Source organism: Pseudonocardia ailaonensis, assembly GCF_039531635.1.
Taxonomy (GTDB): Bacteria; Actinomycetota; Actinomycetes; order Mycobacteriales; family Pseudonocardiaceae; genus Pseudonocardia; species Pseudonocardia ailaonensis.
This window is the reverse complement of the sequence record NZ_BAAAQK010000009.1, coordinates 96,256-122,173: the sequence shown is the minus strand read 5'-3', so window position 1 is coordinate 122,173 and position 25,918 is coordinate 96,256. Positions and strand designations below refer to the sequence as shown.

Below are 25,918 nucleotides of genomic sequence, written 5' to 3'. Positions count from 1 at the left end.
CAGCGAGTGGTCTGCCCTGAGGGCCGGCAAGATTACCGGCGCGTTAACTCTAGCGGGTCCGACCCGGTTCGCGGGCCGCTGCGACCCTCCGCGGCCCGCTCAGCGCCCCGTGCCGGACGTGGGATGCGTCACCCGGACGGCGTCGACCGGTGCGGGGCCGGCGGTGTGCCGGCCCCGCACCGTGTCAGGGGATCTCGTCGTAGTACGTCGCGACGGGCGCCGGTGAGCTCGCCATGGTGTCGGTCGGCCGCAGGCGCCCGTCCGCGAAGCGGGCCTGCATCTCCTTCTCCACCTGCGCGGGATCGTCCGTGTCGAGCTCATAGATCACCAGGTAACGGCAGCCGCCGGCCACCTCGCCGTCGAACGCGCTCTTCTGGTCCGCGACCCGGAAGCGGCGGGCGGAGACGACCCCGGGGATCGCGGTGACGTCCGGGACGTGGATCCGGGAGTACCAGTCGTTGAACTCCACCTCCCGGTCCGGGGACACGACGTCGCTGAACACCGTGTGGATCATCGTCGACATCAGGCCACTCCCCACAGCTTCTGGAACATCGCATCGCTGCCGGCGACCACGGGCAGGGTGCCGTTGACCTTGACGTCCGTGTCGCCCACGTTGTCCTTGGTGACCACCCAGAACCGCGCGAGCTGCGAGGGTACCTGCGGCGCCCCGCTCACGTGGCGGACGATCGAGTCGAGCCCGGCCAGGTACGTCTCGACGAACGGCGAGGGCACCGAGGCGATCTGGTCGCCGGTCTTGATGTACTGCCAGGTGGTGTCGCCGCCGCCCTCACCCACGATCTTGACGTGATCCAGGCCGGCCGCCTTGAGCGCCGCCGGCAGGCCCGCCGCGAGGCTGTCGATCGACAGCGACACGTAGTTCACCTGCGGGTGCGCGCGCAGGTAGCCGACGATCAGCTGCGGCACGCCGTTGCCCAGCGCGGTCACCGGGATGTCCTGGGTCGCGGTCGGGCACGAGGCGCAGAGGTCCTTCATCCGGGCCAGGAACTCGTCCTGCATCTTCACCAGGTTCACGAAGGCCGGGACGTTGAAGTAGACCGAGTTCGCCTGCCCTCCCGAGTCGGCGACGATGTAGGCGGCCATCAGCTCCCCGGCGCCCTTCTGCTGGTCCGGGGTGCAGATCGCGTAGTCGATGCCGTTGCCGGGCTCGTTGGCCGAGCAGGCGCTGACCAGCCAGGTGCCGTTGGCCTTGAGCTGCGGCAGGTACCGCTCGTAGACGCTGCGGTCGATCGCGATGTAGATCGCGCCGTCGGCCTTGTCGCGGACGATCTGCTCGAAGGCCTTCTGCTGGGAGTCCGGGCTGCCGTCGGAGTTGATGACGTTCAGGGTCCAGCCCAGCTTCTCGGCGGAAGCCTTGAGCACCCCGGCGATCACGTTGCAGTCGGCGGCCGCGCAGCTGATGAAGTCGACGGTCTTGCCGGTGGGCACCGGCTTGCCGACCGGGGCGGTCACGTTGAGCTCGGTCGGGCGCGTGCTGTACTGCGCGACCGTGTCCTTGGCCCTCTGCACACCGGCCTTGTCGACCGGGCCGGAGGAGGCCGCTTGCTCCCCGGCGCCGCAGGCCGCGAGCGTCAGCGCGCTCAGGCCCGCCACCAGGGCGAACAGGATTCTCTTCATCGGGACTCCGTTGTTCTGGAGGAGGTCAGCCGCGGCGGACGCGGCGGCGTTGGAGACCGGTGGCGGCGAGCGCACCGATGAGGACCACGCCGGTGAACATCTGGGCGGCGTAGTTGGGGGCGGCGGACAGCGAGAGGCCGACCGTGCCCGCCCCGAGCATGACGACGGCGATCAAGGTGCCCCAGGCGTTGAACCGGCCGTTCTTGAGCTGGGTCGCCCCCACGAACACGGCGGCGAAGGCCGGCAGCAGGTACGCGGTGCCGGAGGTCGGCGACCCCGACGACAGCGACGACGCCAGGCACAGCCCGGCGAACCCGGCGATCGCCGAGGACACGAGCAGCGCGGTGAAGCGGATGCGAGCGACGTTGATCGTCGCCAGCCGGGCGGCGTCCGGGTTGAACCCGACCGCGTAGATCCGGCGGCCGGCCACGGTGTGCTCCAGCACGAACCACAGCACCGCGGCGAGGACGACGGCGTAGACCGCGGGCCCGGTGAACCCGGCGATCTGGACCTGGGCCAGCTGGGAGAACCCTCCGGCCAGCTGCACGCCGGAGATGATCTGGTCGTTGGTGAAGAAGATGATGAACGCCTGCACGAGCGATCCCGTGGCGAGCGTCCCGATGAAGGAGTCGATCTTCATCACGACCACGACGACGCCGTTGACCGCGCCGATGAGCAGCGCCGCGAGCATCCCCAGCACCATCGACAGCACCGGGTTCACCCCGCCGACCACGAAGTGCGCGGCGGTGACCCCGGACAGCGTCATCACGTAGGCGAAGGAGAGGTCGAAGGTGCGGGTGGCAAGCGGGACCACCAGCGCCAGTGCGGCCATCGCGGTGAGCGAGTAGCCGTTGGCGATCTGCTTGACCGTGGCCAGCGTGGGATAGCTGACGGGCAGGTAGATGCAGAACGCGATCACGATCAGCGCCAGGATGTAGACGGCGCCGATGTTCTGCGGCCCGAGCGCCGCCCAGCGCGGGGAGCGCCTCGGCGACGACGGCGCGGCGGCGGGCTCCGTCGCCGTGTCCTTCAGGGTGGTCATGACTGTTCCTCCATGGCACGGATGAGCTCGTGCTCGGTGATCTCGGTGCCCCGCAGCTCGCGGACGATCCGTCCGTCGGCGAGGACCAGCACCCGCGTGCACAGCGCGAGCAGGTCCCCGACGTCGGCGGAGGTGACGAGCAGGGCCAACCCCTCGCGGGCCCGCTCGGCGACCAGCTCGTAGATCGCCTGCCGCGCAGCCGGATCCACCCCCGCGGCCGGGTCGCACAGCAGCAGCACCGACGGGTCACGGGCCAGGCAGCGGGCGATCATCACCTTCTGCTGGTTGCCGCCGGAGAGCGTGGTGATCGCGGCGTCCGGCCCGGAAGCCTTGACCCGCACGGCCTCCATCCAGCGGGAGACCGTGCCCGCCTCGCGGCGGTGCGCGAGCGCCGGCCCGGCCCGCAGCCGGTCGAGCACCGAGACCGTCAGGTTCTCCGCCACCGACATCCCGGGGATGACGGCGTCGCGCAGCCGGTCGGAGGGGACGATCGGCAGGTCGAGCCGGGCCTTGGCGACGGGCGCCTCCGGCCCGTCGCCGAGGCGGACGGTGCCGGTGGCGCGCGGGATCGTGCCGGCCAGCGCGACCGCGAGCTCGGTGGCGCCCGACCCGGGAAGCCCTGCGACGCCGAGGATCTCGCCCTCGTGAAGGTCCAGCGAGACCCCGTCGAGGTAACGTCCGCGCAGGTCACGGGCGCTGAGCGCAAGGGGGTTCCCCTCGGCGGCCGGGAGCCCGGCGCGGTACCCGGCGTCGACCTCGTCGCCCGCCATCAGCGAGGCCAGCGTGCCCGGGCTCTCGCCCGCCGTCGGTCGCGTCGCGATCAGCCGGCCCCCGCGCAGCACGGTCACCCGGTCCGCGACGGCCAGCACCTCGTCGAGCCGATGGGAGACGTAGAGAATGCTGGTGCCCCTGTCCCGCACCCGCCGGACGATCTCCAGCAGGTGCGTGGCCTCCGCCGGGGGCAGCACGGCGGTCGGCTCGTCGAGCACCAGCAGTCCGGCCCCGCCCTCCCAGCCCGCGAGCGCCGCGGCGATCGCGACGATCGTGCGCTGGACCGGGGTGGCGGCGGACAGCGGCGCGCGGACGTCGAGGTCCACGGCGAAGTCCGCGAGGAGCTCGAGCGTGCGCTCGGTCTGCGCCCGCCAGCGAATGCGGCCGCCGGAGGTGAGGAACTCGCTGCGCAGCGCCAGGTTGTCCACCGCGGACAGCTCGAGGAACAGCCCGAGGTCCTGGTGCACGAACCGCAGCCGCTGGTGGTCGGCGATCGCGGTGTGCGTCAACGGTTCCCCGCACAGCCGGATCTCCGATCCGGGGTCAGGCTCGTGGTAGCCGGCAAGGACCTTGATCAGCGTGGACTTGCCCGAGCCGTTCTGGCCGACCAGGGCGTGGATCTCGCCGTCCCGGACCTCGAGGTCCACGCCGTCGAGCGCGGTCGTGCCGGGGAAGGTCTTGCCGAGCCCCCGGATGTCGAGCACGTGCATCGCGCCTCCTTCCTGAGGGCAGCACCGGATGGCGGGCGGTCCACGGGGACCGCCCGCCGGGGGAGCGGGGTCCGTCAGTAGACGATGACGCCGCGGAGGTTGTGTCCGGCGTGCATGTCGGCGAACGCCTGGTTGATGTCCTCGAGCGCGTAGGTGCGGGTGATCAGCTCGTCGAGCTTGAGCGTCCCGTCGCGGTAGAGGCGGGTGAGCAGCGGGATGTCCGCGCGGGCGTTGGTGTCGCCGTAGAGCGAGCCGTGCAGCCGCTTGCCGGACATGACGTAGTCGAAGAGATCGAGCTTCACGTCGTGCACGCCCATCGGCACCACACCCGTGAGCACCATCGTGCCGCCGCGGCGCAGCATCGACTGGGCGGGGTGCATGACCTCCGGCGGCACCACGCCCATCGTGATGATCACGCGGTCGGCACCCTGGCCGTTGGTCATGCCCGCGACCAGACCGGCGGCCTCGTCCCAGGTCGATGCCGTGTGCGTCGCCCCGAACAGGGGCGCCTGCGACCGCTTGAACTCGGCCGGGTCCACGGCGACGATCACGCGCGCGCCGCGGTGCTTCGCGCCCTGCACGGCGTTCATGCCGACGCCGCCGGTGCCGATGACGACGACGATGTCGCCGATCTCCATGTCCGCGGCGTACACGGCGGAACCCCAGCCCGTCGGCACGCCGCAGCCGAGCAGCGCGGCGGGCAGCAACGGGACGTCCGGGTCGATCTTCACCAGCGCATTGGTGGGCACGCAGACATACGGGGCGAAGGTGCCCAGGTAGGACATGCAGCCCACGCCCGTGCCGTCGGCGGTGAAGACGCGGTGCGTGCCGTCCGGCGAGGTGCCGCCGAGCACCCCGGCGCCGAGGTCGCAGAGCGTGGAGTAGCCCTTGACGCACATCGCGCAGTGCCCGCAGGAGGGCATGAACGACATGACGACGTGGTCGCCGGGCGCGAACTGCGTGACGTCCGGGCCCACCTCCTGGACCACGCCGGCGCCCTCGTGCCCGCCGAGCACCGGGGCCCAGCCGCCGAGGTCGACGTCGCCGGTGTCGAGGTGGTCGTCGGAGTGGCACAGCCCGGACGCGGTGAGCTTGATCCGCGCCTCGCCCGCCTTGGGCGGGTCGATGCGGATCTCCTCGACGCTCCAGCCCGACCGGGTCCCGGGCTTGTGCAGCAGGGCGCCCTTGGTCGTGATCGTGCCCGTCACTTGCCCACCGCCCCGGCGTCGATCGCGAACTGCGCGCCCGTGACGTACCGGGCCTCGTCCGAGGCCAGGTAGACCACGGCGTTGCTGATGTCCACCGGTTCCATCCAGGGCACCGGGAAGGTGTTGAGGGTCTGCGCGACCTCCGCCATGTCCTCCCGCCCAGGGTTCTCCAGGTCCGGCCGGAAGAACCCGTACGTCTGGGAGTTGAAGAACATCCCCGTGCCGACGGACGACGGGTTCACCGTGTTGGCCCTGATGCGGTGCTCGGCCAGCTCGACCGCGAGGGTCCGCATGAGCCCGACCACGCCGTGCTTCGAGGACACGTAGTGCCCGATGTTCGGCACGCCCTTGTTCGCGGCGAACGACGCCGTGAGGATCAGCGATCCACCGTTGCCCGCCTCGATCATCGCGGGGATCGCGGCCCGAACGGTGCGCCAGACCCCGGTGAGGTTGACGTCGAGCAGGTTCTGCCACTGCTCGTCGGACAGCTCCCAGACCCGCCCGAACGACGAGATGCCCGCGTTGGCGCAGACCACGTCGAGCCGGCCGAACTCGTCGATCCCGGCCCGGACCGCGGCGTTCAGCGCGTCCTGGTCCCGCACGTCGGCGACCGCGGTGATGATCCGGGCGTCGTGCGCCTCGACCAGCGCCTGGGTCTCCTTCAGGTCCTCGGCGGACGAGAGGGGGTACTCGACGCTGTCGATCGGACTGCAGGCGTCGACCGCGATGATGCTCGCGCCCTCCTCGGCGAGCCGGACCGCGTGGGAGCGGCCCTGCCCGCGGGCAGCGCCAGTGACCAGTGCGACCTTGCCCGCGACACGTCCACCTGTCATGGATGACCCTTTGTCTGTCTGCTCTACAAGACGTTCGTCGATCAGTGAAGACGCGTGAGTGTCGTCATGTCAGGCAGGCAGTGTCAAGGGGTTCTGTCTTGAATAGAGGAAAAAAGTCTTGAGGGTGATACAACTGGAGCGTGGCGGCGGCCGAACCGGCGCTATTCCACCATCCATCGTGCCGGCTACCGCTCGGCGGAAGGAGCGCTGTGTGTCGGAGCCCGGGCCGTCAGACTCGCGGGCATGCGTACCCAGGTCGCCATCGTCGGCGCCGGCCCGGCCGGACTGCTGCTCGCCCACCTGCTCGACCGGGCCGGCGTCGAGTCCGTGATCGTCGAGACCCGCTCGCGCGTGTACGTCGAGGCGCGGATCCGGGCCGGCATCCTGGAACGGTCCACGGTGGACCTGCTGCGCGAGGTCGGGCTGGGGGAGCGCCTCGACCGCGAGGGCGACCAGCACCGCGGCATCCATCTGCACTGGCCCGGCGAGCGGCACCACCTGGACTTCGTGGACCTGGTGGGGCGCGGCGTCACCGTGTACGGGCAGACCGAGGTGACGAAGGACCTGGGCCGCGCCCGGGACGCCGCGGGCCAGCAGGTCGTCTACGAGGTGGCCGACACGGCGCTGCACGACCTCGACACCGAGCACCCCTTCGTGACCTACACGACGGACGGCCGGTCCGAGCGGCTCGACGCGGAGGTGGTCGTGGGGTGCGACGGATCGTTCGGCCCGTCCCGCGCGGCCGTCCCGAACCCGGTGACGTGGGAGCGGACCTACCCGTACTCGTGGCTGGGGATCCTGGCGGACGTCGCGCCGTCGACGGACGAGCTGATCTACGCCTGGCACCCGGACGGCTTCGCCCTGCACTCGATGCGATCGGCCACCGTCTCCCGGCTCTACCTGCAGGTTCCCCACAGCACGGACGTCGCCGACTGGTCCGACGACCGCATCTGGTCGGCGCTGGACGCGCGCCTCGGCCTGGACGGGTGGACGCTGCGGCCCGGCCCGGTCACCGAGAAGTCCGTGCTGCCCATGCGGTCCTTCGTGCAGCAGCCGATGCGCCACGGCCGGCTCTTCCTGGCCGGCGACGCCGCCCACATCGTGCCGCCCACCGGCGCGAAGGGCCTGAACCTCGCGGTCGCGGACGTCGCGCTGCTCGCCCCCGCGCTCGCGGCGCTGCTGCGCCACAAGGACTCCGGACCTGCCGACGCCTACTCCGACGTCGCGCTGCGCCGGGTCTGGCGCTGTACCCACTTCTCCTGGTGGATGACCACCATGCTGCACGCCACGGGCGACCAGTTCGACGCCCAGCTGCAGCGTTCGCAGCTGCAGTGGGTCGCGTCGAGCACCGCGGGGGCCACGGGGCTCGCCGAGAACTACGCGGGCCTGCCCATCGGCTTCTGAACGGGGGCCGGCTGCGACGCGGCGGACCGTGACCGCTCCCGCCTGCCGGAGCGGCCTGCCACAATGCCGTGTGGTGCAGGCGCGGCAGGACGTCCCGGTGTCGATGATCGGGCGCGTGTCCCGTGTGTTCGAGGCCTTCGCCCCGGAGGACTCGGAGCTGCGGATCGCCGAGATCGCGCGGCGCACCGGGCTGGCCAAGGCCACCGTCTCGCGGCTCGTGGCCGAGCTCGTCGAGCACGGGTTCCTGGAGCGGTCCGGGATGTCGGTCCGGGTGGGGCTGCGGTTCTTCGAGCTCGGCGAGCGGGCGGCCCGGCCCCGGGAGCTGCGGGACCTCGCGCTCGCGAACATGGCGGACCTGCGCAACGCGACCCGCCAGACCGTGCACCTCGCGGTGCTCGACGGGGCCGAGGTCGTCTACGTCGCCAAGCTGCGCAGCCGCACCGCACCGCCGATGGCGTCCCGGGTGGGTGGCCGGCTGCCCGCCCACGCCACCGGCGTCGGGAAGGCCATGCTGGCCTGGGCCGAACCGACGGTGGTCGACGCCGTCGTGGCGGCGGGGCTGCCCGCCGTCGGTCCGGGGACGATCACCGGCGAGGCCGCCTTCCGCCGCGAGCTGGCCGCGGTCCGGGAGCACGGCGTGGCCTACGAGCGCGAGGAGTCCGGGCCGGGGGTGTGGTGCGCGGCGGCGCCGATCCGGCGACCCGCGGGGGCCGTGATCGCGGCGCTCTCCGTGACCGCACGGGTGGGCGACGTCGATCCGGTACAGCTCGGCATGGCGGTCCAGACCTCGGCGAGCGCGTTGAGCCGCGAGGCCGGCCGCAACCCGGCCTTCGCCCGCTCCGCCTGGAGCGACCTGGGCGAGCGATAGGGAGCGTCTGACGGACCACCGCCGGCCCGACGGCGATCCGTCAGACACTCCCTAACGGCAGCCCAGCTCGACGGTCCCCAACCGGGCGATCGACGCGGTGACGACGTCACCGGGAGCGACCGGGACGGCGGCGGTCAGCCCGCCGGACAGCACGATCTGCCCGGCCGCGAGCCCCTCGCCCTCGGTGGCGAGCTGCCGCACGAGCCAGGCGACGGCCGCGGCCGGATGGCCCAGCGACGCCGCGCCGGCCGCGGTCCCGGCGACCACGCCGTTCTTCTCGAGCACCACGCCGACCAGGCGCAGGTCGATCCCCACCGGTGCCACCGGCGTGCCGACGACGTACCGGCTCGCCGAGGTGTTGTCCGCGACGACGTCCGCCGTGGTGAAGTCGTAGTCGACGAACCGGGAGTCGAGGACCTCGATGCCCACGGCGACACCGGAGGACGCGGCCACGACGTCCGCCGCCGTCACGTGGGCGCCCTCGAGGTCCCGGCCGAGGGTGAACACGATCTCCGGCTCGCAGCGCGGCTGGATCAGCGCCGACGTGTCGAGCGGCTCGCCCAGGTCCACGGCCCCGGCCGCCGCGAGGAAGCCGTGGATCGGGTTCGTGACGCCGACCTGGGCCTGCTTGGCACGGGACGTGAGTCCGAGCTTCCAGCCCGCCAGGTCGCCCGCCGCCGAGCGCAGCTCGCGCTGCACCCGGTACGCGGCCGCGAGGTCGAGCTCGGGGAACTCGTCCGTCAGCCTGGTGATCGCGGTACGGTCCGCGACCGCCTTCGACAGGCGGACCGCCAGCTCGTAGACGTTCACGAGACCTTCACGGTCACCGGGCCCAGCCGGTCGAACTCGGCCCGGAAGACGTCGCCCGGGCTCATCGGGACGGCCACGTGCAGGGCGCCCGTCATGATCAGGTGTCCGGGTTCGAGGGCGACACCGTGCTCGCCGAGGGTGTTGGCGAGCCAGGCGACGACGGCCACGGGATCGCCGAGGGCCGCCGCGCCCGCTCCGGTGTCGACCAGCTCGCCGTTGCGGGTCAGCACCATGCCGATGAGCCGGGGATCCCAGGAGTCGGCACCGTCGGCCAGCGGCACGACCCGGCTCGAGGTCGCCATGGCCCCGTTGGACGCCAGGTCGGCGACGGTGTCCGCGAGCTTGATCCGCCAGTCGGCGATGCGCGAGTCGATGATCTCCATCCCCGCGACCGCGCCGGAGATCGCCCGGCGGGCCTGGGTGACGGTGACCCCGGGGCCCTCGAGCCGCTCCCCGAGCACGAAGACGATCTCGGCCTCGATCTTGGGGGAGATGAACCGCTCCGTCGGGACGGTGTCGCCGTCCTGGTAGACGGTGGAGGCGAGCACCGGACCGTAGTCCGGGCTGTCGATGCCCAGGGCCTTCTGCATCGGCGCCGCGGTGAGCCCGACCTTGTGGCCGACGATCCGGTCCCCGTCGGCGAGCAGGAGCTGCACGAGCTCCTGCTGGATCGCGTAGCCGTCCGCCATCCCGAGGCCCGGCTCGGCGTCGGTGAACGGGGCGATCGGGACCCGGGTCCGCCGCGCCTCGTGGAGCGCGCGCGCCTTCTCCTGCACGGTGCGGATCCGCACCTCCGGCTCGGTGCTCACGCGGCCTGCTCCTCGGCCAGGGCGAGCGCGACGTCGATGATCATGTCCTCCTGGCCGCCGACGTAGCCGAGCTCGCCGCACCGCCGCAGGATCGCGTGGGCCGGGACCTTGTAGCGCTCGGCGGCCCGCTCGGCGTGGAGCAGGAAGCTCGAGTAGACCCCGGACCAGCCCTGCACGATCGCGTTGCGGTCCATCTTGGGCCAGCGCGGCAGGTACGGCCGCACGACCTCCTCGGCCGCGTCGAGCAGCAGGCCGGCGTCCAGCCCGGTGTCGATGCCGAGCCGGGAGAACACCGCGGCGAGGACCTCGGTGGGGGAGTTGCCCGCGCCGGCCCCGAGGGCGCACAGCGAGCCGTCGATGTACTTGACCCCGACCTCCTGCGCGATCACGGAGTTGGCCACGCCGAACGCCAGGTTCTGGTGGCCGTGGTAGCCGACGTACGCCTCGTCCCCGACCTCGGCCACGAGGGCCTCGAAGCGGGCCTTCGCCTCGTGCATGAGCAGCGCGCCCGCGGAGTCCGTGACGTACGGGGCGTGGCAGCCGGCGTCGACCATGATCCGGGCCTGCTTCGCCAGGTACTCCGGATCGGTCTTGTGCGCCATCATCAGGAACCCGGCGGTCTCCATGCCGAGCTCACGGGCCGCGGCGAAGTGCTGCGGGGACACGTCGGCCTCGGTGCAGTGGGTTGCCACCCGCACCATCTCCGCGCCGGCGTCGTGCGCCCGCTTGAGATCGTCGACGGTCCCGATTCCCGGCACCAGCAGGACCGCGATCCGCGCCTGCCGGGCCTCCTCACGGGCGGCGGCGACGAGGGTCGTCTCGTCGGTGCCCGAGAAGCCGTAGTTGAACGACGAGCCGCCGACGCCGTCCCCGTGGCTGACCTCGATCCACTCGATCCCGGCCGCGTCGAGCGCGCGCACGGTCTCGCGGACCTGGGTCTCGGTGAACCGGTGCGCCATGGCGTGGCTGCCGTCGCGCAGGGTGGTGTCGATGATGCGGACGTCGTGGGGCAGAACGGGTCTGGTGCTGTTGCTCATGCTGCGGCCTCCAGCTTCGCGCGCGCCATCAGCTCGCCGATCCGGGCGGCCGCTGCGGTCATGATGTCCAGGTTGCCGGCGTAGGGCGGCAGGTAGTCGCCGTTGCCCTTGACCTCGAGGAACACCGCGACGCGGGCGTTGCCGCCCCAGACGTCGGCGGGCTCGTCGAACTGCGGCTCGGCGCGCAGGGTGTAGCCGGGCACGTACTCCTGCACGGCCGCGACCATGTCGTGGACCGACGCCGTGATCGCGGCGCGGTCGGCGTCGGCGCCGATCATGCAGTACACGGTGTCGCGCATGATCATCGGCGGCTCGACCGGGTTCAGGATGATGATCGCCTTGCCGCGGGCGGCGCCGCCGACCTCGGCCACGGCCTGCCCGGTGGTGTGGGTGAACTCGTCGATGTTCGCCCGGGTGCCGGCCCCGGCCGAGCGGGACGCGATGGACGCGACGATCTCGGCGTAGGGCACCGGCGTGATCCGCGAGACGGCCTTGACGATCGGGATCGTCGCCTGGCCGCCACAGGTGATCATGGAGACGTTGGGCGAGCCGATGTGGTCGGCGCCGTTGACCGCGGGCGAGACCATCGGGCCCAGGTGCGCCGGCGTCAGGTCGACGGCCTGGATGCCGGCCTCGGCGTAGCGCGGGGCGTTGGCCGCGTGGGCCTTCGCCGAGGTCGCCTCGAACACGATCTGCGGCAGGGGATCCTGCCGCAGCAGCCAGTCCACCCCCTCGGCGCTGGCCTCGATCCCGCGGGCGCGGGCGCGGGCGAGCCCGTCCGACTCGACGACGCCGACGACCTGGCGGACGTCGAGCACCGGGCTGCCGGCGAGCTTCGCCAGCAGGTCCGTCCCGATGTTCCCGGGCCCGACGATCGCCGCCGGGATCTTCTGCTGCTGCATGGCGCCACTGTCGCACCCCCGGCCCGCGACGGGCGAGGGAGCGGCTCACTCAGTGGAACGCCGGACCGCCGAACGACCACGGCGCCGGCGGGCCCGGCTCAGGTGAAGTTCGCCTGCTCCCGGAAGGCCCAGCTCCGCCCGGCCGGGATCTCGCCCGGGTCGACGGGCTCCCGCAGGTCCTCGGGGCGCGGCCCGATCCGGTCCGCGATCGCGCGGAGCTTCGCGCGGTCGAGGTGGTACACGTCGACGGCGTTCTCCCCGAGGATCTGCCGCGTGTCGTCCTCCGGGATCGGCCCGAAGGTGTTGCGCAGCGCGACGTCCGTGTCCGGCCAGGTGCCCTCGCAGTGCGGGTAGTCCGCGCCCCACAGCAGGTTGTCCAGCCCGATGTCGTGGCGCTGCGCGACCTCGAAGGGCGCCAGGAAGCTGCCGGAGAGGTAGCAGTTCTCCCGCCAGTACTCGCCGGGGGAGCGCAGCGTGGCCAGCGGCTGCTCGTCGTCGGACAGGTCGGTGACCGACGGCCAGTCCGGGGCGATGATCCCGCCGTCGGCCGCGGGGCTCAGCTGCACCTTGCGGTTGTGGTAGAGCGAGTCCAGGTGGCGGATCATGCCCGGCGCGAAGTCCACCCGCTGCTCGGTCATCACCAGCTTCAGGCGCGGGAACCGCTCGAACACCCCGCCCAGGATCAGCTGGGTGAGCCCCCGGTTGCCGTACCAGTGGAACTCCGAGAGGTAGAGCAGGTTCATGCCGCGCGTGTCCCGCGCGTACGGGGCGCTCGCGCCGGCATGGGTGGCCAGGGTGGCGCCCACCTCCTCGCACGCCGCCCAGAAGGGGTCGTAGCAGAGGTTGGTGTAGGGCTCGTAGTCCTCGCGGGGCGCGTGCAGGTTCACCACGTGCAGCCCGCGCTCGGCGCCCCAGTGGAGCTCGCGGATCGCCGCGTCGACGTCCCAGATCGGGATCTGCATGACGCCGAGCAGCCGCTCCGGCGCCGGGCTGATGTAGTCCGAGAGCCAGTGGTTCCACATCCGGTAGGACACCTCGCGCAGGTGTCGGTTCTTCTTGGGGCCGGCGTTCCAGCCGAACCCGACCCAGGGCAGCTCGGTGTCGTTCTGGCCGCCGGCGAAGATCACCTGCGCGGTGATGCCGTCGGCGTCCATGTCCCGCAGGCGCACGTTCACGTCGTGGTGCCCGGCGCACTCGCGGGTCTTGCCGAGCTGGTCGAGCGAGAGGTCGGCGACCGTGCCCGTGCCCTCGGCGATCCGCCGGCGCGACGTGGCGACCTCGTCGTCGTGCTTGCGCGCCAACGCATCCTGCTCGAGACAGGCCGCGTCGAACACGTCGAGGTAGTCGGCGGGGCAGTACTCGCGCAGGTAGGTCGACGGCTTCGGGCCGGCATGGTCGTCCGTGGAGACGATCATGTACGGCAGACCCGCCGCGCCCCTGGCGCGCGCCGCAGGGCTGGTGTCGACGACCTCGGACATCGGCTCACTCTCCTTCGAGTCGGAGCTGTTCCGTACCGCGAATGCTTGACAACGCTAAACGTCCAAAGCAGGATACATCAGTCTTATTGATGTGACCTACGTCTCCATCTGTCGCAGCCCCCTGAAGTGCCCTTCGAGGGCCTGCTCCGCATGTGCGCAACGGTGCCCACACCTGGAGGAAGCATGAGAACCACGAGGGTCGCAGCCGGCGTCATCGCCGCTGTCCTCCTCTTCGTCGCGGCGTGCGGCGGAGGCTCGGGATCGGGCTCGACGACCCCCTCCGCGGCGAGCGGCGCGGTCGAGACCGTGAAGCTCGGCGGGGTCTCGAAGGCCAACGCGGGCAACTGGTTCTACCTCATCGCCCTCAACGAGGGGATGTTCGACAAGTACAAGATCAAGCTCGACCGGATCCTCGCGCCGACCTCGGCGGCCGCCATCACCGCGCTCCTGGCCGGCGAAGTCGACCTGACCGGTCCGACCTTCGACGCGGGGATGCAGGCGCAGGCCAACGCCCCGGCGGTGAAGTGGATCGCGATGGGCTACGACAAGCTGCCCTACACCCTGATCTCGCCGAAGAGCGTGAACAGCGTCCAGGACCTGCGCGGCAAGACCTGCGGCGCCCAGGTGCCCAACGCGGTCGACGGGCTCTACATCAAGATGATGATCACCGGCCTCTCGAACGGGACGATGAAGGCGGGCACCGACTACGAGGTGACGGCGTTCGGTTCCGCCGGTCTGGCCCCGAAGGTCGCCGCGCTCAACACGGGCCAGGTCGCCTGCGTCGCCACGGTGCCGCCGGAGGTCGGGCAGCTCGAGGCCATGGGCTACAAGGTCCTCGCCCGCTCCTCCCAGGTCCCGGGCATGACCGACTTCCCCTTCTTCGGCATCGTGTCGACGGAGAAGTTCTACGGGCAGCGCCCGGAGGTCGCCGCGCGGATGCTGGCGGCGGTCATGGAGGCCGAGGTCTTCCTCTACGACCCGGCGAACAAGGACCGGGTGATCGACATCCTCGCCAAGGAGGCCGAGGTCGACCGCTCGGCCGCCGCCCAGGCCTACGAGTACGTGACGACCGGTGGTTTCCGGCCGGACCTGAAGGTGAAGCCGAGCGACCTGCTCACCGCGTCGCGGGTGCTGCAGGCGAGCGGGCAGAACGCGCCCATCCCGGGTCTCGACGAGGCCAAGGCGGCACAGCTCATCGCCAACGGTCCGGCGGACGCGGCGTTCAAGCTCCTGGACCCGGCGATGCAGAAGAAGGTCACGGACCTCACGGCCGGTCGTGGAAAGTGAGCAAAAAGTCTGGGGTATGACGTGATGTAGTCTCCGAGCAAAGGTCGAGGGTCGGCCGGATCGTTCGTCCGGCCGGCCCGTGAGATGGGGGCCGATGGCTGCGAACGGTGTCGTCAACGGGCTGTCCATCGACCCGGTCCGCCCCGCGTACGAGCAGGTCTCGGTCAAGTTGCGGACCCTCATCGGGTCCGGTCAGCTCAAGGTCGGCGATCGGCTGCCCACCGAGGCGGACCTCGCGAAGATGCTCAAGGTCTCGCGCACCACGGTGCGCGAGGCCCTGCGGGTACTCACCTCCGAGGGCCTGGTCGAGACGTCGCGGGGCACGACCGGCGGCACGTTCGTCCGCCGGCCGGACCCGGCGCTCGTCAGCGAGGCCCTGCGCAGCCGGCTCTCGGTGCTCGTCACCTCGGACGTCCTCGAGGTCGCCGAGGTCATCGAGGCCCGGATCCTGCTGGAGGTACCCGCCGCGCGGCTCGCCGCCGAGCGGCGGACCGAGGAACAGCTGGCCCGGATCGTGCGGACGTCGAAGGCGAAGCGGACGGCCGCCGGGCCGGAGGAGCGGGTCGTCGACCACACGGACTTCCACCTCGCCGTGCTGGAGGCCTCCCAGAACCGGCTGATCTCGGCCCTGGCCAAGCCGGTGTACGACGTGCTGATGGAGACCGTGCGCAAGCACGAGCCGGGCGCGATCCACACGGACGACGACCACGCGCGGATCGTCGACGCCATCACGCGCCGGGACGGCGCGGCGGCGGCCGAGGCGATGGAGTCCCACCTCGCGGCGATCAGCGACATCTGGCGGGTCCACCTCGGCCTGCGGGTCGAGTAGGAGCCTCGGTCTCCGGGCCGAACAAGGAGCGCGCACCGGCCTGTTGACTCGACCGGTCCGCGCTGGCTATAACTCTGATGTATTCCCTAATACCTCTCGATCGGACCAATGGGGGTCAGCGTGGTCGAGCCGTGCATCGACGATGTCCGCAGGATCGGCGAGTCGTGTTCGAACTGGGGCCGCTGGGGCACCGACGACGAGCTGGGAACGCTCAACCTGATCACACCCGAGTCGGTTCGGGCCGGCGCCGCCACCGTGGAGCTCGGCGAGGTGATCTCGCTCGGGCTGCCGTACAACTCGGCCGGTCCGCAGACCGGTGGCTTCGGCCGGTTCAACCCGATCCACATGATGATCCGCGACGGCAACGACGCGCTCGCGGGCACCACGCCGCGCGACTTCTACAAGGGCCGGGACGCCTACATCCGGTCCGCCGACGACATCATCATCATGCCGTTGCAGTGTGGGACGCAGTGGGACGCGTTGAGCCACATCATGTACGACGGCACGATGTACAACGGCATCCCGGCGTCGGAGATCTCCAGCCTCGGGGCGCGCAAGAGCGACATCACCGTGGCCCAGGACAAGATGACGGGCCGCGGCGTCCTGCTCGACATCGCGCGCTGGCGCGGGGTGGACTCCCTCGAACCCGGGTTCGTGATCGGCCGGGCCGAGCTCGAGGGCTGTGCCGCCGCGCAGGGCACCGAGGTGCGGGCCGGGGACTTCGTGCTGGTCCGTACGGGGCAGGTCGGCGAGGTCCGTCGCCGGGGCGCCTGGGAGGACTACGCCGGCGGCGACGCCCCCGGCCTGGGGCTCTCCGCGCCGGAGTGGCTGCACGAGCACGACGTCGCCGGGGTGGCCACCGACACCTGGGGGATGGAGGTCCTCCCGAACGAGACGAAGGACGTCTTCCAGCCCCTGCACATCATCCTGATCGTCTACATGGGTCTGTGGGTCGGCGAGATCTTCGACCTCGAGGGTCTCGGCACCCGGTGTGCGGAGATCGGGCGCCGGGAGTTCCTGTTCAGCGCGCCGCCGCTGCCGATCACGTACGCGGTCGGCTCGCCGGTCAATCCCCAGGTCGTCCTCTGATCCGCTCGCCCTCCCAGAACCGAGGAGTGTCCATCGTGTACGAGTACTTCCCCGGCAACTACCGCTGGTCGTTCGCGGTCCACAACACGCTCCGCTGCGGCGGTCAGATGGGCGAGATCGACCGCGCCCTGCGTCCGCTCCTGGAGGCGGACTCGCCCTCGGCGGCCGACTGGGGCGAGGCCTGGGCCGGCGCCGGGGACGAGCAGTCGCGCCTGGGCGAGGCGGACCTGGCCCGCGGGTTCGAGATCAGCGCCGGCGAGCGGTTCCTGCGCTCCTCGGTCTACTACATCGCCGCCGAGCGGCAGATGCCCCACGGCGACCGCCGTTCCGAGATCTACCAGCTGTCCCTCGAGACGTTCCAGCGCGGCGTGAAGCTGGCCGGCCTGCCCTGGGAGCGGGTGGAGATCGACTCCCCGGACGGGATCCTGCCGGCGATGTTCCTGCCCGCGGACGGTCCCGGGCCGCACCCGACGATGATCTTCTTCGACGGGTTCGACATCACCAAGGAGATCATGAGCCTCACGGTTCGGGACTCCCTGAAGCGCCGCGGGATCTCCTGCCTGGTCGTGGACAGTCCCGGGGTCGGGGAGCCGCTGCGGCTGCGGAACGTGCCGTCGCGGCCGGACTACGAGGTGCCGGCCGGGGCCTTCATCGACTACCTGGAGACGCGCGACGACGTGGACCCCGACCGCATCGGCGTCATGGGCATCTCGCTGGGGGGCTACTACGCGCCGCGGGCGGCGGCGTTCGAGCCCCGCATCAAGTGCGTGGTCGCGTGGGGGGCCATCCTCGACTGGGGCGCGACCTGGCAGAAGCGCTGGGCCACCCGCTCGACCGAGGTGTCCGTGCCGCTCGACCAGCTGATGTGGGTCCTGCAGAAGGACACCATGGAGGAGGCGCTCGAGCGGGTCAAGGAGTGGACGCTGGTCGACGTGCTGCCGAGGATCACCCAGCCCGCGCTGGTGATGCACGGCGAGAACGACCGGCAGATCCCGCTCGACGACGCCTACAAGGCCTTCGAGCTGATCAGCTCCACGGACAAGGAGCTCAAGATCTTCACCTTGGCGGACGGCGGCGCCGAGCACTGCCACAGCGACGAGCCGGCCGGGGCGATCAACTACGTGTCCGACTGGGCGGCGGAGAAGCTCCGGTCATGAGCGCCTTCGGGCTGGGCTGTGCCTCCTTCGTCTCCGAGGCGCGGGGCGTGGCCGTGGAGGAAGCACGCCAGATCCTGCGGACGGCGCTGGACGAGGGCATCGACTTCCTCGACACCGCCAACATGTACGCGGGCGGGGACTCGGAGCGGCTGATCGGGGAGGTGGTCGCGGACCGCCGCTCCGAGTACACGTTGTGCACCAAGGTCGGCGTCCGCCTCTCCGATCCCACCGACACCCGCACCATGACGACGGACTCGACGACGGACGCGCTGCTGCGCCAGGTCGAGGAGTCCCTGGGGCGCCTGCGCACCGACCACGTCGACTACCTGCTGCTGCACCAGTTCGATCCGGCGCGCTCGCCGCAGGAGCAGATGGAGTCGCTCGCCGCGGTGCGGGAGCGGGGACTGACCCGCAAGGTCGGGTTCTCCAACTTCCCGGTGGACGCGGCCGAGGCGGCCCTGTCGACCGGGATCGCGGAGGCGGTGGAGTACAGCCTCAACCTGATCGACGACCGCAACGTCCCCCAGCTGCGGGCGGCGGGGGAGCACGGGTGCCTGCGGATCTCGTTCGGCACCTTCGCCCACGGGCTCCTCGCCGAGGACCTGTCCGCGACCACCGAGTTCGGGCCGCTCGACTGGCGCCGGCGCAGCCGGGAGTCCGGCGACGCGCGGACCTCGGGGAACGTGTTCTACGCGGGCGACGCCTACGCCGCGAACCTCGCCGTCGCGGACGCGCTGCGCGGCATCGGCCGGGAACACGGGTTCACCCTGGGCGAGCTCGCCGTGGCGGCGCTCGCGAATCTCGGCCTGTCGGATGTCGTGCTGCTGGGCTGCCGGTCTGTGGCCGAGCTACGGTCCAACCTGGACGGCGGGGGCAAGCCGTTGCCCGAGGAGGCGGCCAGGGCGGTCCGCGAGGTGCTGGCCGCCTGCCCCACCGCGCCGGTGGCGGCATGAGCGCGCCCGAGCTGATCGAGGTGGAGGGCCTGCTCGCGCCGGATCCCCGGGGCGAGGAGGCGGAGTGGTACGCCGCGGCGGAGCAGGGGCGGCTGGGCTACACCCGGTGTGCCGCATGCGCCACCGCGCACCTGCCGCTGCGCGCGCTCTGCCCGGCCTGCGGGTCCACGGACGTCGCCACGGCGGCCTCGGCGGGCCGGGGGTCGATCTACAGCTACACGGTGCAGCGCCGCCGGCCGGCCGCCGGGGTCCCGGTCCCCAACATCGTCGCGCTCGTCGACCTCGACGAGGGGTTCCGGATGCTGAGCAGGATCGTGGGCCGGATCGAGGGCCCGGGCGAGCCGGCGATCGGTGCGCGGGTCGAGGTCCGGTTCGCGCGCTGCCACGAGACAGTCACCCCGGTCTTCGTCCTCTCCGGGGAGGGCGCGTGAAGCCGATCCTCGCGATCGTCGGTGCGGCGGAGGCGCCGTCGGCCGACCTGGGCACCCTCACCCCGGCCGGGCTCATGGCGGAGGCGACCGGGGTCGCCCTGGGCCAGACGACCCTGGCGCGCACCGACATCGACGGCCTGTTGTCGGCCTCGGCGTACCACTACATGCCGACCATGACCCTGGGCGAGTACCTCGGGATCGTGCCGACCTACTCGGACTCCACGACCGTCGGCGGGGCCTCGTTCGTGTCCCACCTCGGGCACGCCGCGGCCGCGATCCGCGCCGGGATGTGCACCACCGCCCTGATCGGCTACGGCAGCACGCAGCGCACCGACGGCGCGCGCATGGTGCGGAGCATGAGCGAGCCGTCGGCGTACGAGGCGCCGCACGGCGGGCTCTGGCCGATCGCCGGCTACGCCCTGATGGCGCAGCGGCACATGCACGAGTACGGGACGACGTCCGAGCAGCTCGCCGAGGTCGCCGTCGCCGCACGGGAATGGGCGCTGCTCAATCCTGCCTCGCCGGCGAAGGACCCCCTCACGGTCGCCGACGTGGTCGGCTCGCCGCTGGTCAGCGACCCGCTGCACCGCCTCGACTGCTGCCTGGTCACGAACGGCGGCGGCGCGGTGATCGTCACCTCGCCCGAGCGCGCGGCGGACGTCTGCGAGAACCCGGTGTACGTGCTGAGCTGCGCCGAGTCGCACACCGCCCGGTACGTCACGGGGATGGCGGACCTCACGACCAGCCCGGCGGCGCTCACCGGGCCGCGGGCGCTGCAGCAGGCCGGCGTCGGGCTCTCCGACATCGACGTGTTCGAGGTCTACGACTCCTTCACCATCGCGGTGCTGATCACCCTGGAAGGGCTCGGGCTCTGTCCGAAGGGGACGGCCGGGGAGTTCGTGGCGGACGGCCGGCTGCGGCCCGGCGGCGCGCTGCCGCTGAACACCTGGGGCGGCGGCCTGTCGACCCGGCACCCCGGGATGCTCGGCATCTTCCTGATCATCGAGGCGGTGGCCCAGCTGCGGGGGCTGGGCGGCGCGCGGCAGGTCCCGGGGGCCGGCACCGCGCTCGTCCACGGGCTGGGCGGGGTGCACATGAGTGGCGTGACGGCCGTCCTCGCGAACGGCGCGACGATCCGATGACGAGCGCAGGAGGTACGCAGTGACCAGAACCGAGGCGGAACGCCTTCCGGGAAGGCTCGCCGGGGACCCGTGCGACACCTGGATCCTCGATCCGGACGTCGAGTGCGCCGATCCGGCCACCGTGAGGGCGCTGGCCGACGAGGCCTGGGCGGTCCAGGCCGCCGGCCTGGAGGAGCGGGCCCCGTTCTACCGGGACCGCTTCGGCGGTGGGCTCGCGAAGGTCACCCTCGACGACCTGCCCTCCCTTCCGCTGCTCGCCAAGAGCGAGCTCAAGGAGTCCCAGCTGGCGGACCTGCCGTACGGGCGGCACCTGGGCGTCCCGGCGGGCGACGTCAAGAAGGTGTTCCAGACCAGCGGCACCACGGGATCACCGAGCATCCTGGCCCTGACCACACCCGACGTCCAGGACGTGTGGCGGCGGATCGCGGCGCGCTCGTACTTCGCCACCGGGATCCACGCCCACAGCCGGGTGCTCAACACCTTCGGCGCCGGGCCGTTCGTCGCGGGGGCGACCCACGGCGTGCTCGAACACCTCGGCGCCTGCTCGATCCCGGTGGCGCCGGGCGACACCGCCCGGGTGCTGAACTCGCTGACCATCGGCCTGGCGGACACGCTGCTCGGCACCGCCACGTTCGCGACCTACCTCGCCACGATCATCGAGGACCGCGGCCTCGACGGGCACGCGTTCGGGATCCGGCACATCATCACCGGCGGCGAGCCGGGCGGCGGCATCCCCGCCGTGCGGGACCGCATCGTGGCGGCGTTCGGGGCCCGCGTCACGGAGATGATGGGGCTGGGCGACGTGTCGCCGTCGCTGTTCGGGGAGTGCCCCGAGGGCGGCGGCATGCACTTCTCGGGTCAGGGCCTGGTGTGGCCGGAGCTGATCGACCCCGACGGGAACCCGGTCGAGATCCGGCCCGGCGCGGTGGGGGAGCCGGTGTACACGAGCCTGGTGCGGTCGGCGATGCCCGTGGTCCGCTTCCGCAGCGGGGACATCGTGGAGATCCAGCCGGACGGATGTGCCTGCGGCAGAACGAGTTTCCGCATCCGCTGCATCGGGCGGGCGGACGACATGTTCATCGTCCGCGGCGTGAACGTGTACCCGTCGGCGGTGCAGGAGGTCGCGGCGGAGTTCACGCCGTGGGTGTCCGGGCGCTCGCGGGTGGTCCTGACCGGCGACGCGGTCACGGTCGAGCCGCCCGTGCTCGTCGAGGTCGGGCTGGCCGGGGAGGGTGCCCCGGAGGACCTGGCCGCCCGGATCGAGGCGGAGATCCGCAGCCGGCTCACCTTCCGGGCCCGGGTCGAGCTCGTCGACGACGCCTCCTTCGGCGAGGCCGGCTACAAGACCAGGGCCCTGATCAGGCGATGAGCACCAGTCCGACGACCACCACGGGCCTGCCCCGGTCCTCCGCGGCCAACGCGCAGGGGCGGCTGCAGGGGGCGCTCGCCTCGATCGTCGAGGACGACCGGCCGATCGGGCCGGACGTGCGCGCGGGCGTGGTCCGGCAGGTCCGGGACACCCTCGGCGTCGCGCTGGCCGCGGTCCCCGCCCCAGGTGTGCAGGCGGTGCTGCGGGCGGTGGAGCCCGAGCGCGGCGACAGCCCCGCCTGGGGACACGGGATCCGGCTGAGCCGGCCCGCGGCCGCCCTGGTCAACGGCACCGCGGTGCAGGCGCTGGAGTTCGACGACATCGTCCACGACAGCACCGCGCACCTGAGCTCGGTCCTCGTCCCGGTGGCGAGCACGTTCGGCGCCGGTGTCCCCGCCGACGAGGCGTTCGCCGGGTTCGTCGCGGGTCTGCGCGCGGCGCGTACGGTCGGGCCGCTGCTCGGCCGGCCCGCCCACAAGCGGGGCGTGCAGCCGACCCACACCATCGGTGCCGTCGCGGGCGCGGTCGCCGCGGCCCGCCTGCTCGGCATGACGGCCGAGCAGTGCTCCGACGTGCTGGCGCTCGCGGTCACCGGGGTCGTGGGCACCCGGGCGCACACCGGGACGCCGGCCAAGGCGATGCAGTCCGGGATCGCCGCGGCGGCGACGGTGCGGGCGGTCGAGCTGGTGCGGGCCGGCGTCCGGGCGGGGGGCGGCGTGGTGGACACGGTGATCTCCACGCTGGGCGAGCGGCTGCCCGACGGCGCGTTCGACACCGGGGAGATCACGTTCCCGTCGATCAAGCCGTACCCGAGCTGCGGGGTCGTGCACTCGGCCGTCGAGGCGATCCTGCGGCTGCGGGAGCAGACCGACGTGACCGAGCCGGAGCTCCTCGAGGTCCGGATGCCGCCCCGGGCGCGGCCCGCCATGCCGTTCGAGAACCCGGCGACCGGCGACGAGGCACGCTGGAGCGCCGTGTTCGTCCTCGCCCAGGCCTGGCGCCACGGCCGGCTCACGCTCGACCAGTACTCCCCGCAGGAGATCGCGACGCACGGGAGCGCGGGGCCGCCGGCCTGGCTGCGGATCGTGCCGGACGAGAGCTTCGACCCGGACGGCGAGGAGACGGTCGTGCGCGCCGTGCTCGGCGGCGGGGTGGAGGGCCGGACCCTGGAGGCCGCGATCGACCAGCGGCTGGACTACCCGGGCCGCCCGCTGGCGGAGGCGCAGCTGATGGACAAGTACCTGCACTGCGTCACCCGGGGCCTCGACGTCTCCGCGGCCCTGGCCTTGTGGACGGGCGTCGACGACCATCCGCTCGCGGTCTTCGGGAGGATCTAGTGCCGAACCTCTCCGGGATCGTCGTCGCCGACTGGGTGACGATGGGGGCGCGGCAGCACCCCGGCCGCCCGTGCATCGTGATGGGCGACGGCAGCAGCCGCTCCTACGCCGAGATCGAGGAGCGCATCACCCGGCTCGGCAGCGCCATGACCGCCCACGGCGTGACCCGCGGCGCGCGGATCGCCCTGCTGGCCACGGACTCCGCCGAGTACCTCGAGACGATGTTCGTGTGCGCCAAGCTCGGCGCCGCGGCGATCCCGCTGAACTACCGGCAGACCGTGCCGGAGCTCGCCGTGCTGCTCGACGCGGGCCGGGCCACCTGGCTGTTCGTGACGCGCCGGTACCTCGACATGGCGGTCGCGTTGCGCGACAGGGTCTCCACCCTGGAGACGATCGTCCTGATCGACGGTGAGGCCGACGGGGTGCTCGGCTACGAGGCGTTGGTTGCCGAGGGATCGCCCGAGCCCTGGCGGATCGCCGTCGACGACGAGGAGATCCTGCTCATCGCCTTCACCAGCGGGACCACGGGGAACCCCAAGGGGGTCATGCAGTCCCACCGGATGTACAAGCGCAAGTCCGTGGCCGGTGCGGTGGAGTACCGGGTGCGGCAGGGGGCCTTCCGCTACTCGGCCGCGCCGCTGCACCACGTCGGCGGCTCGGGCATGGTGTTCCAGGGTCTGTCGCGCGGCGCGAGCACGCTGATCCTGCCGCAGTTCGGGCCCGAGGACGTCGTCGAGTGGCTGGGCAAGGGCCTGAACTCGGTGTTCCTGGTCCCCACCATGATCAGCCGGATCCTGGCGCTGCCGGGTATCCGCGACGCGCGTTTCCCGGCTCTGGAGTCCATCGTGTACGGCGCGGCACCGATGCCGCCCTCGCTGCTGGCCGCGGCGATGGAGGTGTTCGACTGCGACTTCTACAACGGGTTCGGAGCGGGCACCGAGGCCGGCATGCAGGCGGTGCTGGGGCCGGAGGAGCACCGCCGCGCCCTCGCGGGCGAGACCCATCTGCTGCAGTCGATCGGCAAGCCCGGGGTCGGCGTGGACCTCCGACTGGTCGACGACGACTGGCAGGACGTGGAGCCGGGGGAGACCGGCGAGATCGCCAGCCGCAGCGAGCACGTGATGAGCGGGTACCTGGACCAGCCCGAACGCACGGCACAGGTCTTCCACGAGGGCTGGTTCCGCGGCGGCGACCTCGCCCATTTCGACGCGGAGGGCTATCTCTACTTCGACGGCCGCAAGGACGACATGATCCTGCGCGGCGGCGAGAACATCTATCCGATCGAGATCGAGGACGTCCTGTCGTCGCATCCGTCGGTGCGCGAGGTGGCCGTCGTCGGGATACCGGACGAGCACTGGGGCCAGATCGTCCGTGCCTGCCTGGTGCCCGGCGAGGGCTACGACGAGGACGCCCTCCGGAGCTACTGCCGCGAACGGCTGGCGGGCTACAAGGTCCCGGCGGAGTTCCGCGTCCACGCCGAGCTGCCCCGCAACCCCAACGGCAAGATCCTCAAGCGCCGCCTGCGGCAGGAGGTCACCTCGTGAGCGAGCGTCAGCGAGCGAACCATCGGCACAGTGCCCGCGCGAAGCGCCGCCCGAGCGTCAGCGAGGGCGAGCGTTGAGCGACCTGGACGACTTCCGGGCCCGGGTGCGGGAGTTCCTCGACGCCCACGCCGAGCGGCGCCCCCACGGCACCGCGCCGAAGTGGGGGGAGGGCGAGGACCGGCTGTCCGGCTTCACCACCCACACCGACGAGGAGGAGAAGGCCGAGACCGCCGCGGCCCGCGCGTGGCGCCGCGAGCTCTTCGACGCCGGGTTCGGCTGGCTCACCGGGCCGGTAGAGTACGGCGGCGCCGGGCTGGGGCCGGAGTACCAGGAGGCCTACGACGAGCTCGCGGCCGACTACCGGATCCCGGGCCAGCGCTGTTTCGTGGTGGGCCTCGGGATCGTCGGCCCGACCATCGCCGGGCACGCCGACCACGCGATCAAGGAGCGCTACCTCGCCCCGCTGCACCGCGCGGATCTCATGGCGTGCCAGCTGTTCTCCGAGCCCGAGGCAGGCTCGGACCTCGCGGGCGTGCGCACCCGGGCCGTGCGCGAGGAGGGCGGCTGGCGGGTCACCGGGCAGAAGGTCTGGACCTCCGGCGCGCACTACAGCGACATCGGCGAGCTGCTGGTCCGCACCGATCCGGAGGCCCCCAAGCACCGCGGCCTGACGATCATGATCGTGGACATGCACGACCCGGCGATCGAGGTCCGGCCGCTGCGCCAGATCACCGGGAACGCGGACTTCAACGAGGTCTTCATCGACGGCCTGTTCGTACCCGACTCCCACGTGGTCGGGGAGCCGGGCACCGGCTGGCGGGTAGCGACCTCGACGCTCTCCACCGAGCGGCGGACCATGTCGCGCGGCGGGAACACCCGCGACTACGACCCGCTCCCGCGGCTGCAGGCCGCGGCCCGGGCCCTGGGTCGCACGGACGCGGCCACCCGCCTCCAGCTCGCCGAGCTCACGGTGCTGAGCCGCGTCGTCGCCGCCACGACCCGGGCGCTCGCCGCCGACGAGGAGCGCGCGGCCTACGCCCCGGCACTCGGCAAGCTGCTCATGACGGACTACCTCCTGCGCCTGCGGTCCGTCGCGGACCACGTCATCGGGCCGGGGATCGTCGCGGACACCGGCGAGTGGGGGACCTGGGCCTGGCACGAGCTGACCGTGCGGGTGATGTCCCAGCGGATCGCGGGCGGGACCGACGAGATCCTCAAGAACATCGTGTCCGAGCGGATGCTCGGGCTGCCGCGCGGATGAAGGGGCGGGCCG

Annotated in this window: 24 protein-coding genes; 13 read left to right on the top strand and 11 right to left on the bottom strand. The window is 72.0% G+C overall.

All coding sequences use genetic code 11. The annotated features are described in order from the left end of the window. Positions 1 to 184 precede the first annotated feature (184 nt). The 6 genes from ABD324_RS16470 to ABD324_RS16445 all read right to left on the bottom strand — a co-directional run bounded on the left by ABD324_RS16470 (position 185) and on the right by ABD324_RS16445 (position 6,199). Positions 185 to 523: a hypothetical protein gene (locus ABD324_RS16470; protein ID WP_344417516.1), complete on the bottom strand. Its 339-nt coding sequence runs from the start codon at positions 521 to 523 to the stop codon at positions 185 to 187. Then, positions 523 to 1,635 (bottom strand): sugar ABC transporter substrate-binding protein, encoded by a 1,113-nt coding sequence (locus ABD324_RS16465; protein WP_344417514.1) that lies wholly within the window; start codon positions 1,633 to 1,635, stop codon positions 523 to 525. Before ABD324_RS16465 ends, ABD324_RS16470 begins: the two co-directional genes overlap by 1 nt. Before the next feature lie 25 nt (positions 1,636 to 1,660). Continuing rightward, complete coding sequence (locus ABD324_RS16460; protein ID WP_344417512.1) at positions 1,661 to 2,677, bottom strand: ABC transporter permease; 1,017 nt, start codon at positions 2,675 to 2,677, stop codon at positions 1,661 to 1,663. Continuing rightward, the gene (locus tag ABD324_RS16455; RefSeq protein ID WP_344417510.1) at positions 2,674 to 4,158 is read right to left on the bottom strand and encodes a sugar ABC transporter ATP-binding protein; all 1,485 of its coding nucleotides are present in this window, start codon (positions 4,156 to 4,158) and stop codon (positions 2,674 to 2,676) included. Before ABD324_RS16455 ends, ABD324_RS16460 begins: the two co-directional genes overlap by 4 nt. A 74-nt stretch (positions 4,159 to 4,232) precedes the next feature. Beyond that, a complete protein-coding gene (locus tag ABD324_RS16450; RefSeq protein ID WP_344417508.1) occupies positions 4,233 to 5,366 on the bottom strand; it encodes an NDMA-dependent alcohol dehydrogenase in 1,134 nt (377 codons plus the stop codon). After that, a complete protein-coding gene (locus tag ABD324_RS16445) occupies positions 5,363 to 6,199 on the bottom strand; it encodes a mycofactocin-coupled SDR family oxidoreductase (RefSeq protein WP_344417506.1) in 837 nt (278 codons plus the stop codon). The genes ABD324_RS16450 and ABD324_RS16445 overlap by 4 nt, the downstream gene beginning before the upstream one ends. Before the next feature lie 243 nt (positions 6,200 to 6,442). Between ABD324_RS16445 and ABD324_RS16440 the strand changes: the two genes are divergently transcribed. Together ABD324_RS16440 and ABD324_RS16435 are read left to right on the top strand one after the other, a co-directional pair. Next, the gene (locus tag ABD324_RS16440; protein ID WP_344417504.1) at positions 6,443 to 7,603 is read left to right on the top strand and encodes a 4-hydroxybenzoate 3-monooxygenase; all 1,161 of its coding nucleotides are present in this window, start codon (positions 6,443 to 6,445) and stop codon (positions 7,601 to 7,603) included. Between the two features lie 115 nt (positions 7,604 to 7,718). Further along, entirely contained in the window at positions 7,719 to 8,471 is a 753-nt protein-coding gene (locus ABD324_RS16435; protein ID WP_344417502.1) for an IclR family transcriptional regulator, read from the top strand. Positions 8,472 to 8,522: 51 nt separating this feature from the next. Here the strand turns inward: ABD324_RS16435 and ABD324_RS16430 are convergent, their stop codons facing one another. From ABD324_RS16430 to ABD324_RS16410, 5 genes are all read right to left on the bottom strand, one after another. Further along, positions 8,523 to 9,281: a 2-keto-4-pentenoate hydratase gene (locus ABD324_RS16430; protein ID WP_344417500.1), complete on the bottom strand. Its 759-nt coding sequence runs from the start codon at positions 9,279 to 9,281 to the stop codon at positions 8,523 to 8,525. Next, a complete protein-coding gene (locus tag ABD324_RS16425) occupies positions 9,278 to 10,090 on the bottom strand; it encodes a 2-keto-4-pentenoate hydratase (RefSeq protein WP_344417498.1) in 813 nt (270 codons plus the stop codon). Before ABD324_RS16425 ends, ABD324_RS16430 begins: the two co-directional genes overlap by 4 nt. Continuing rightward, positions 10,087 to 11,127 carry a 4-hydroxy-2-oxovalerate aldolase gene (gene dmpG, locus ABD324_RS16420; RefSeq protein ID WP_344417496.1) on the bottom strand — a complete coding sequence of 347 codons (1,041 nt, stop codon included), beginning with the start codon at positions 11,125 to 11,127 and terminating at the stop codon, positions 10,087 to 10,089. The genes ABD324_RS16425 and dmpG overlap by 4 nt, the downstream gene beginning before the upstream one ends. After that, positions 11,124 to 12,029, bottom strand: coding sequence for an acetaldehyde dehydrogenase (acetylating) (locus tag ABD324_RS16415; protein WP_344417494.1), 906 nt, complete (start codon positions 12,027 to 12,029; stop codon positions 11,124 to 11,126). The genes dmpG and ABD324_RS16415 overlap by 4 nt, the downstream gene beginning before the upstream one ends. Positions 12,030 to 12,127: 98 nt before the next feature. Beyond that, positions 12,128 to 13,507, bottom strand: a complete 1,380-nt coding sequence (locus ABD324_RS16410) for an amidohydrolase family protein (protein WP_344417492.1) — start codon at positions 13,505 to 13,507, stop codon at positions 12,128 to 12,130. Between the two features lie 183 nt (positions 13,508 to 13,690). Between ABD324_RS16410 and ABD324_RS16405 the strand changes: the two genes are divergently transcribed. The 11 genes from ABD324_RS16405 to ABD324_RS16355 all read left to right on the top strand — a co-directional run bounded on the left by ABD324_RS16405 (position 13,691) and on the right by ABD324_RS16355 (position 25,906). After that, the gene (locus ABD324_RS16405) at positions 13,691 to 14,794 is read left to right on the top strand and encodes an ABC transporter substrate-binding protein (RefSeq protein ID WP_344417490.1); all 1,104 of its coding nucleotides are present in this window, start codon (positions 13,691 to 13,693) and stop codon (positions 14,792 to 14,794) included. 94 nt (positions 14,795 to 14,888) lie between these two features. Continuing rightward, positions 14,889 to 15,623, top strand: coding sequence for a FadR/GntR family transcriptional regulator (locus tag ABD324_RS16400; protein WP_344417488.1), 735 nt, complete (start codon positions 14,889 to 14,891; stop codon positions 15,621 to 15,623). A gap of 120 nt (positions 15,624 to 15,743) precedes the next feature. Then, positions 15,744 to 16,712, top strand: a complete 969-nt coding sequence (locus tag ABD324_RS16395) for a cyclase family protein (protein WP_344417486.1) — start codon at positions 15,744 to 15,746, stop codon at positions 16,710 to 16,712. Between the two features lie 35 nt (positions 16,713 to 16,747). Next, positions 16,748 to 17,869, top strand: a complete 1,122-nt coding sequence (locus tag ABD324_RS16390) for an alpha/beta hydrolase (RefSeq protein ID WP_344417484.1) — start codon at positions 16,748 to 16,750, stop codon at positions 17,867 to 17,869. Then, positions 17,866 to 18,822, top strand: coding sequence for an aldo/keto reductase (locus ABD324_RS16385; protein ID WP_344417482.1), 957 nt, complete (start codon positions 17,866 to 17,868; stop codon positions 18,820 to 18,822). The genes ABD324_RS16390 and ABD324_RS16385 overlap by 4 nt, the downstream gene beginning before the upstream one ends. Beyond that, entirely contained in the window at positions 18,819 to 19,253 is a 435-nt protein-coding gene (locus ABD324_RS16380) for a Zn-ribbon domain-containing OB-fold protein (RefSeq protein WP_344417480.1), read from the top strand. Before ABD324_RS16385 ends, ABD324_RS16380 begins: the two co-directional genes overlap by 4 nt. Continuing rightward, positions 19,250 to 20,395: an acetyl-CoA acetyltransferase gene (locus ABD324_RS16375; protein WP_344417478.1), complete on the top strand. Its 1,146-nt coding sequence runs from the start codon at positions 19,250 to 19,252 to the stop codon at positions 20,393 to 20,395. Before ABD324_RS16380 ends, ABD324_RS16375 begins: the two co-directional genes overlap by 4 nt. A 19-nt stretch (positions 20,396 to 20,414) precedes the next feature. Further along, on the top strand, positions 20,415 to 21,764 hold the full coding sequence (locus ABD324_RS16370; RefSeq protein ID WP_344417476.1) for a phenylacetate--CoA ligase family protein: 1,350 nt from the start codon (positions 20,415 to 20,417) through the stop codon (positions 21,762 to 21,764). After that, positions 21,761 to 23,101, top strand: coding sequence for an MmgE/PrpD family protein (locus tag ABD324_RS16365; RefSeq protein ID WP_344417474.1), 1,341 nt, complete (start codon positions 21,761 to 21,763; stop codon positions 23,099 to 23,101). Before ABD324_RS16370 ends, ABD324_RS16365 begins: the two co-directional genes overlap by 4 nt. After that, complete coding sequence (locus tag ABD324_RS16360) at positions 23,101 to 24,645, top strand: class I adenylate-forming enzyme family protein (RefSeq protein ID WP_344417472.1); 1,545 nt, start codon at positions 23,101 to 23,103, stop codon at positions 24,643 to 24,645. The genes ABD324_RS16365 and ABD324_RS16360 overlap by 1 nt, the downstream gene beginning before the upstream one ends. Positions 24,646 to 24,718: 73 nt before the next feature. Next, positions 24,719 to 25,906 carry an acyl-CoA dehydrogenase family protein gene (locus ABD324_RS16355; RefSeq protein WP_344417470.1) on the top strand — a complete coding sequence of 396 codons (1,188 nt, stop codon included), beginning with the start codon at positions 24,719 to 24,721 and terminating at the stop codon, positions 25,904 to 25,906. Positions 25,907 to 25,918 lie beyond the last annotated feature (12 nt).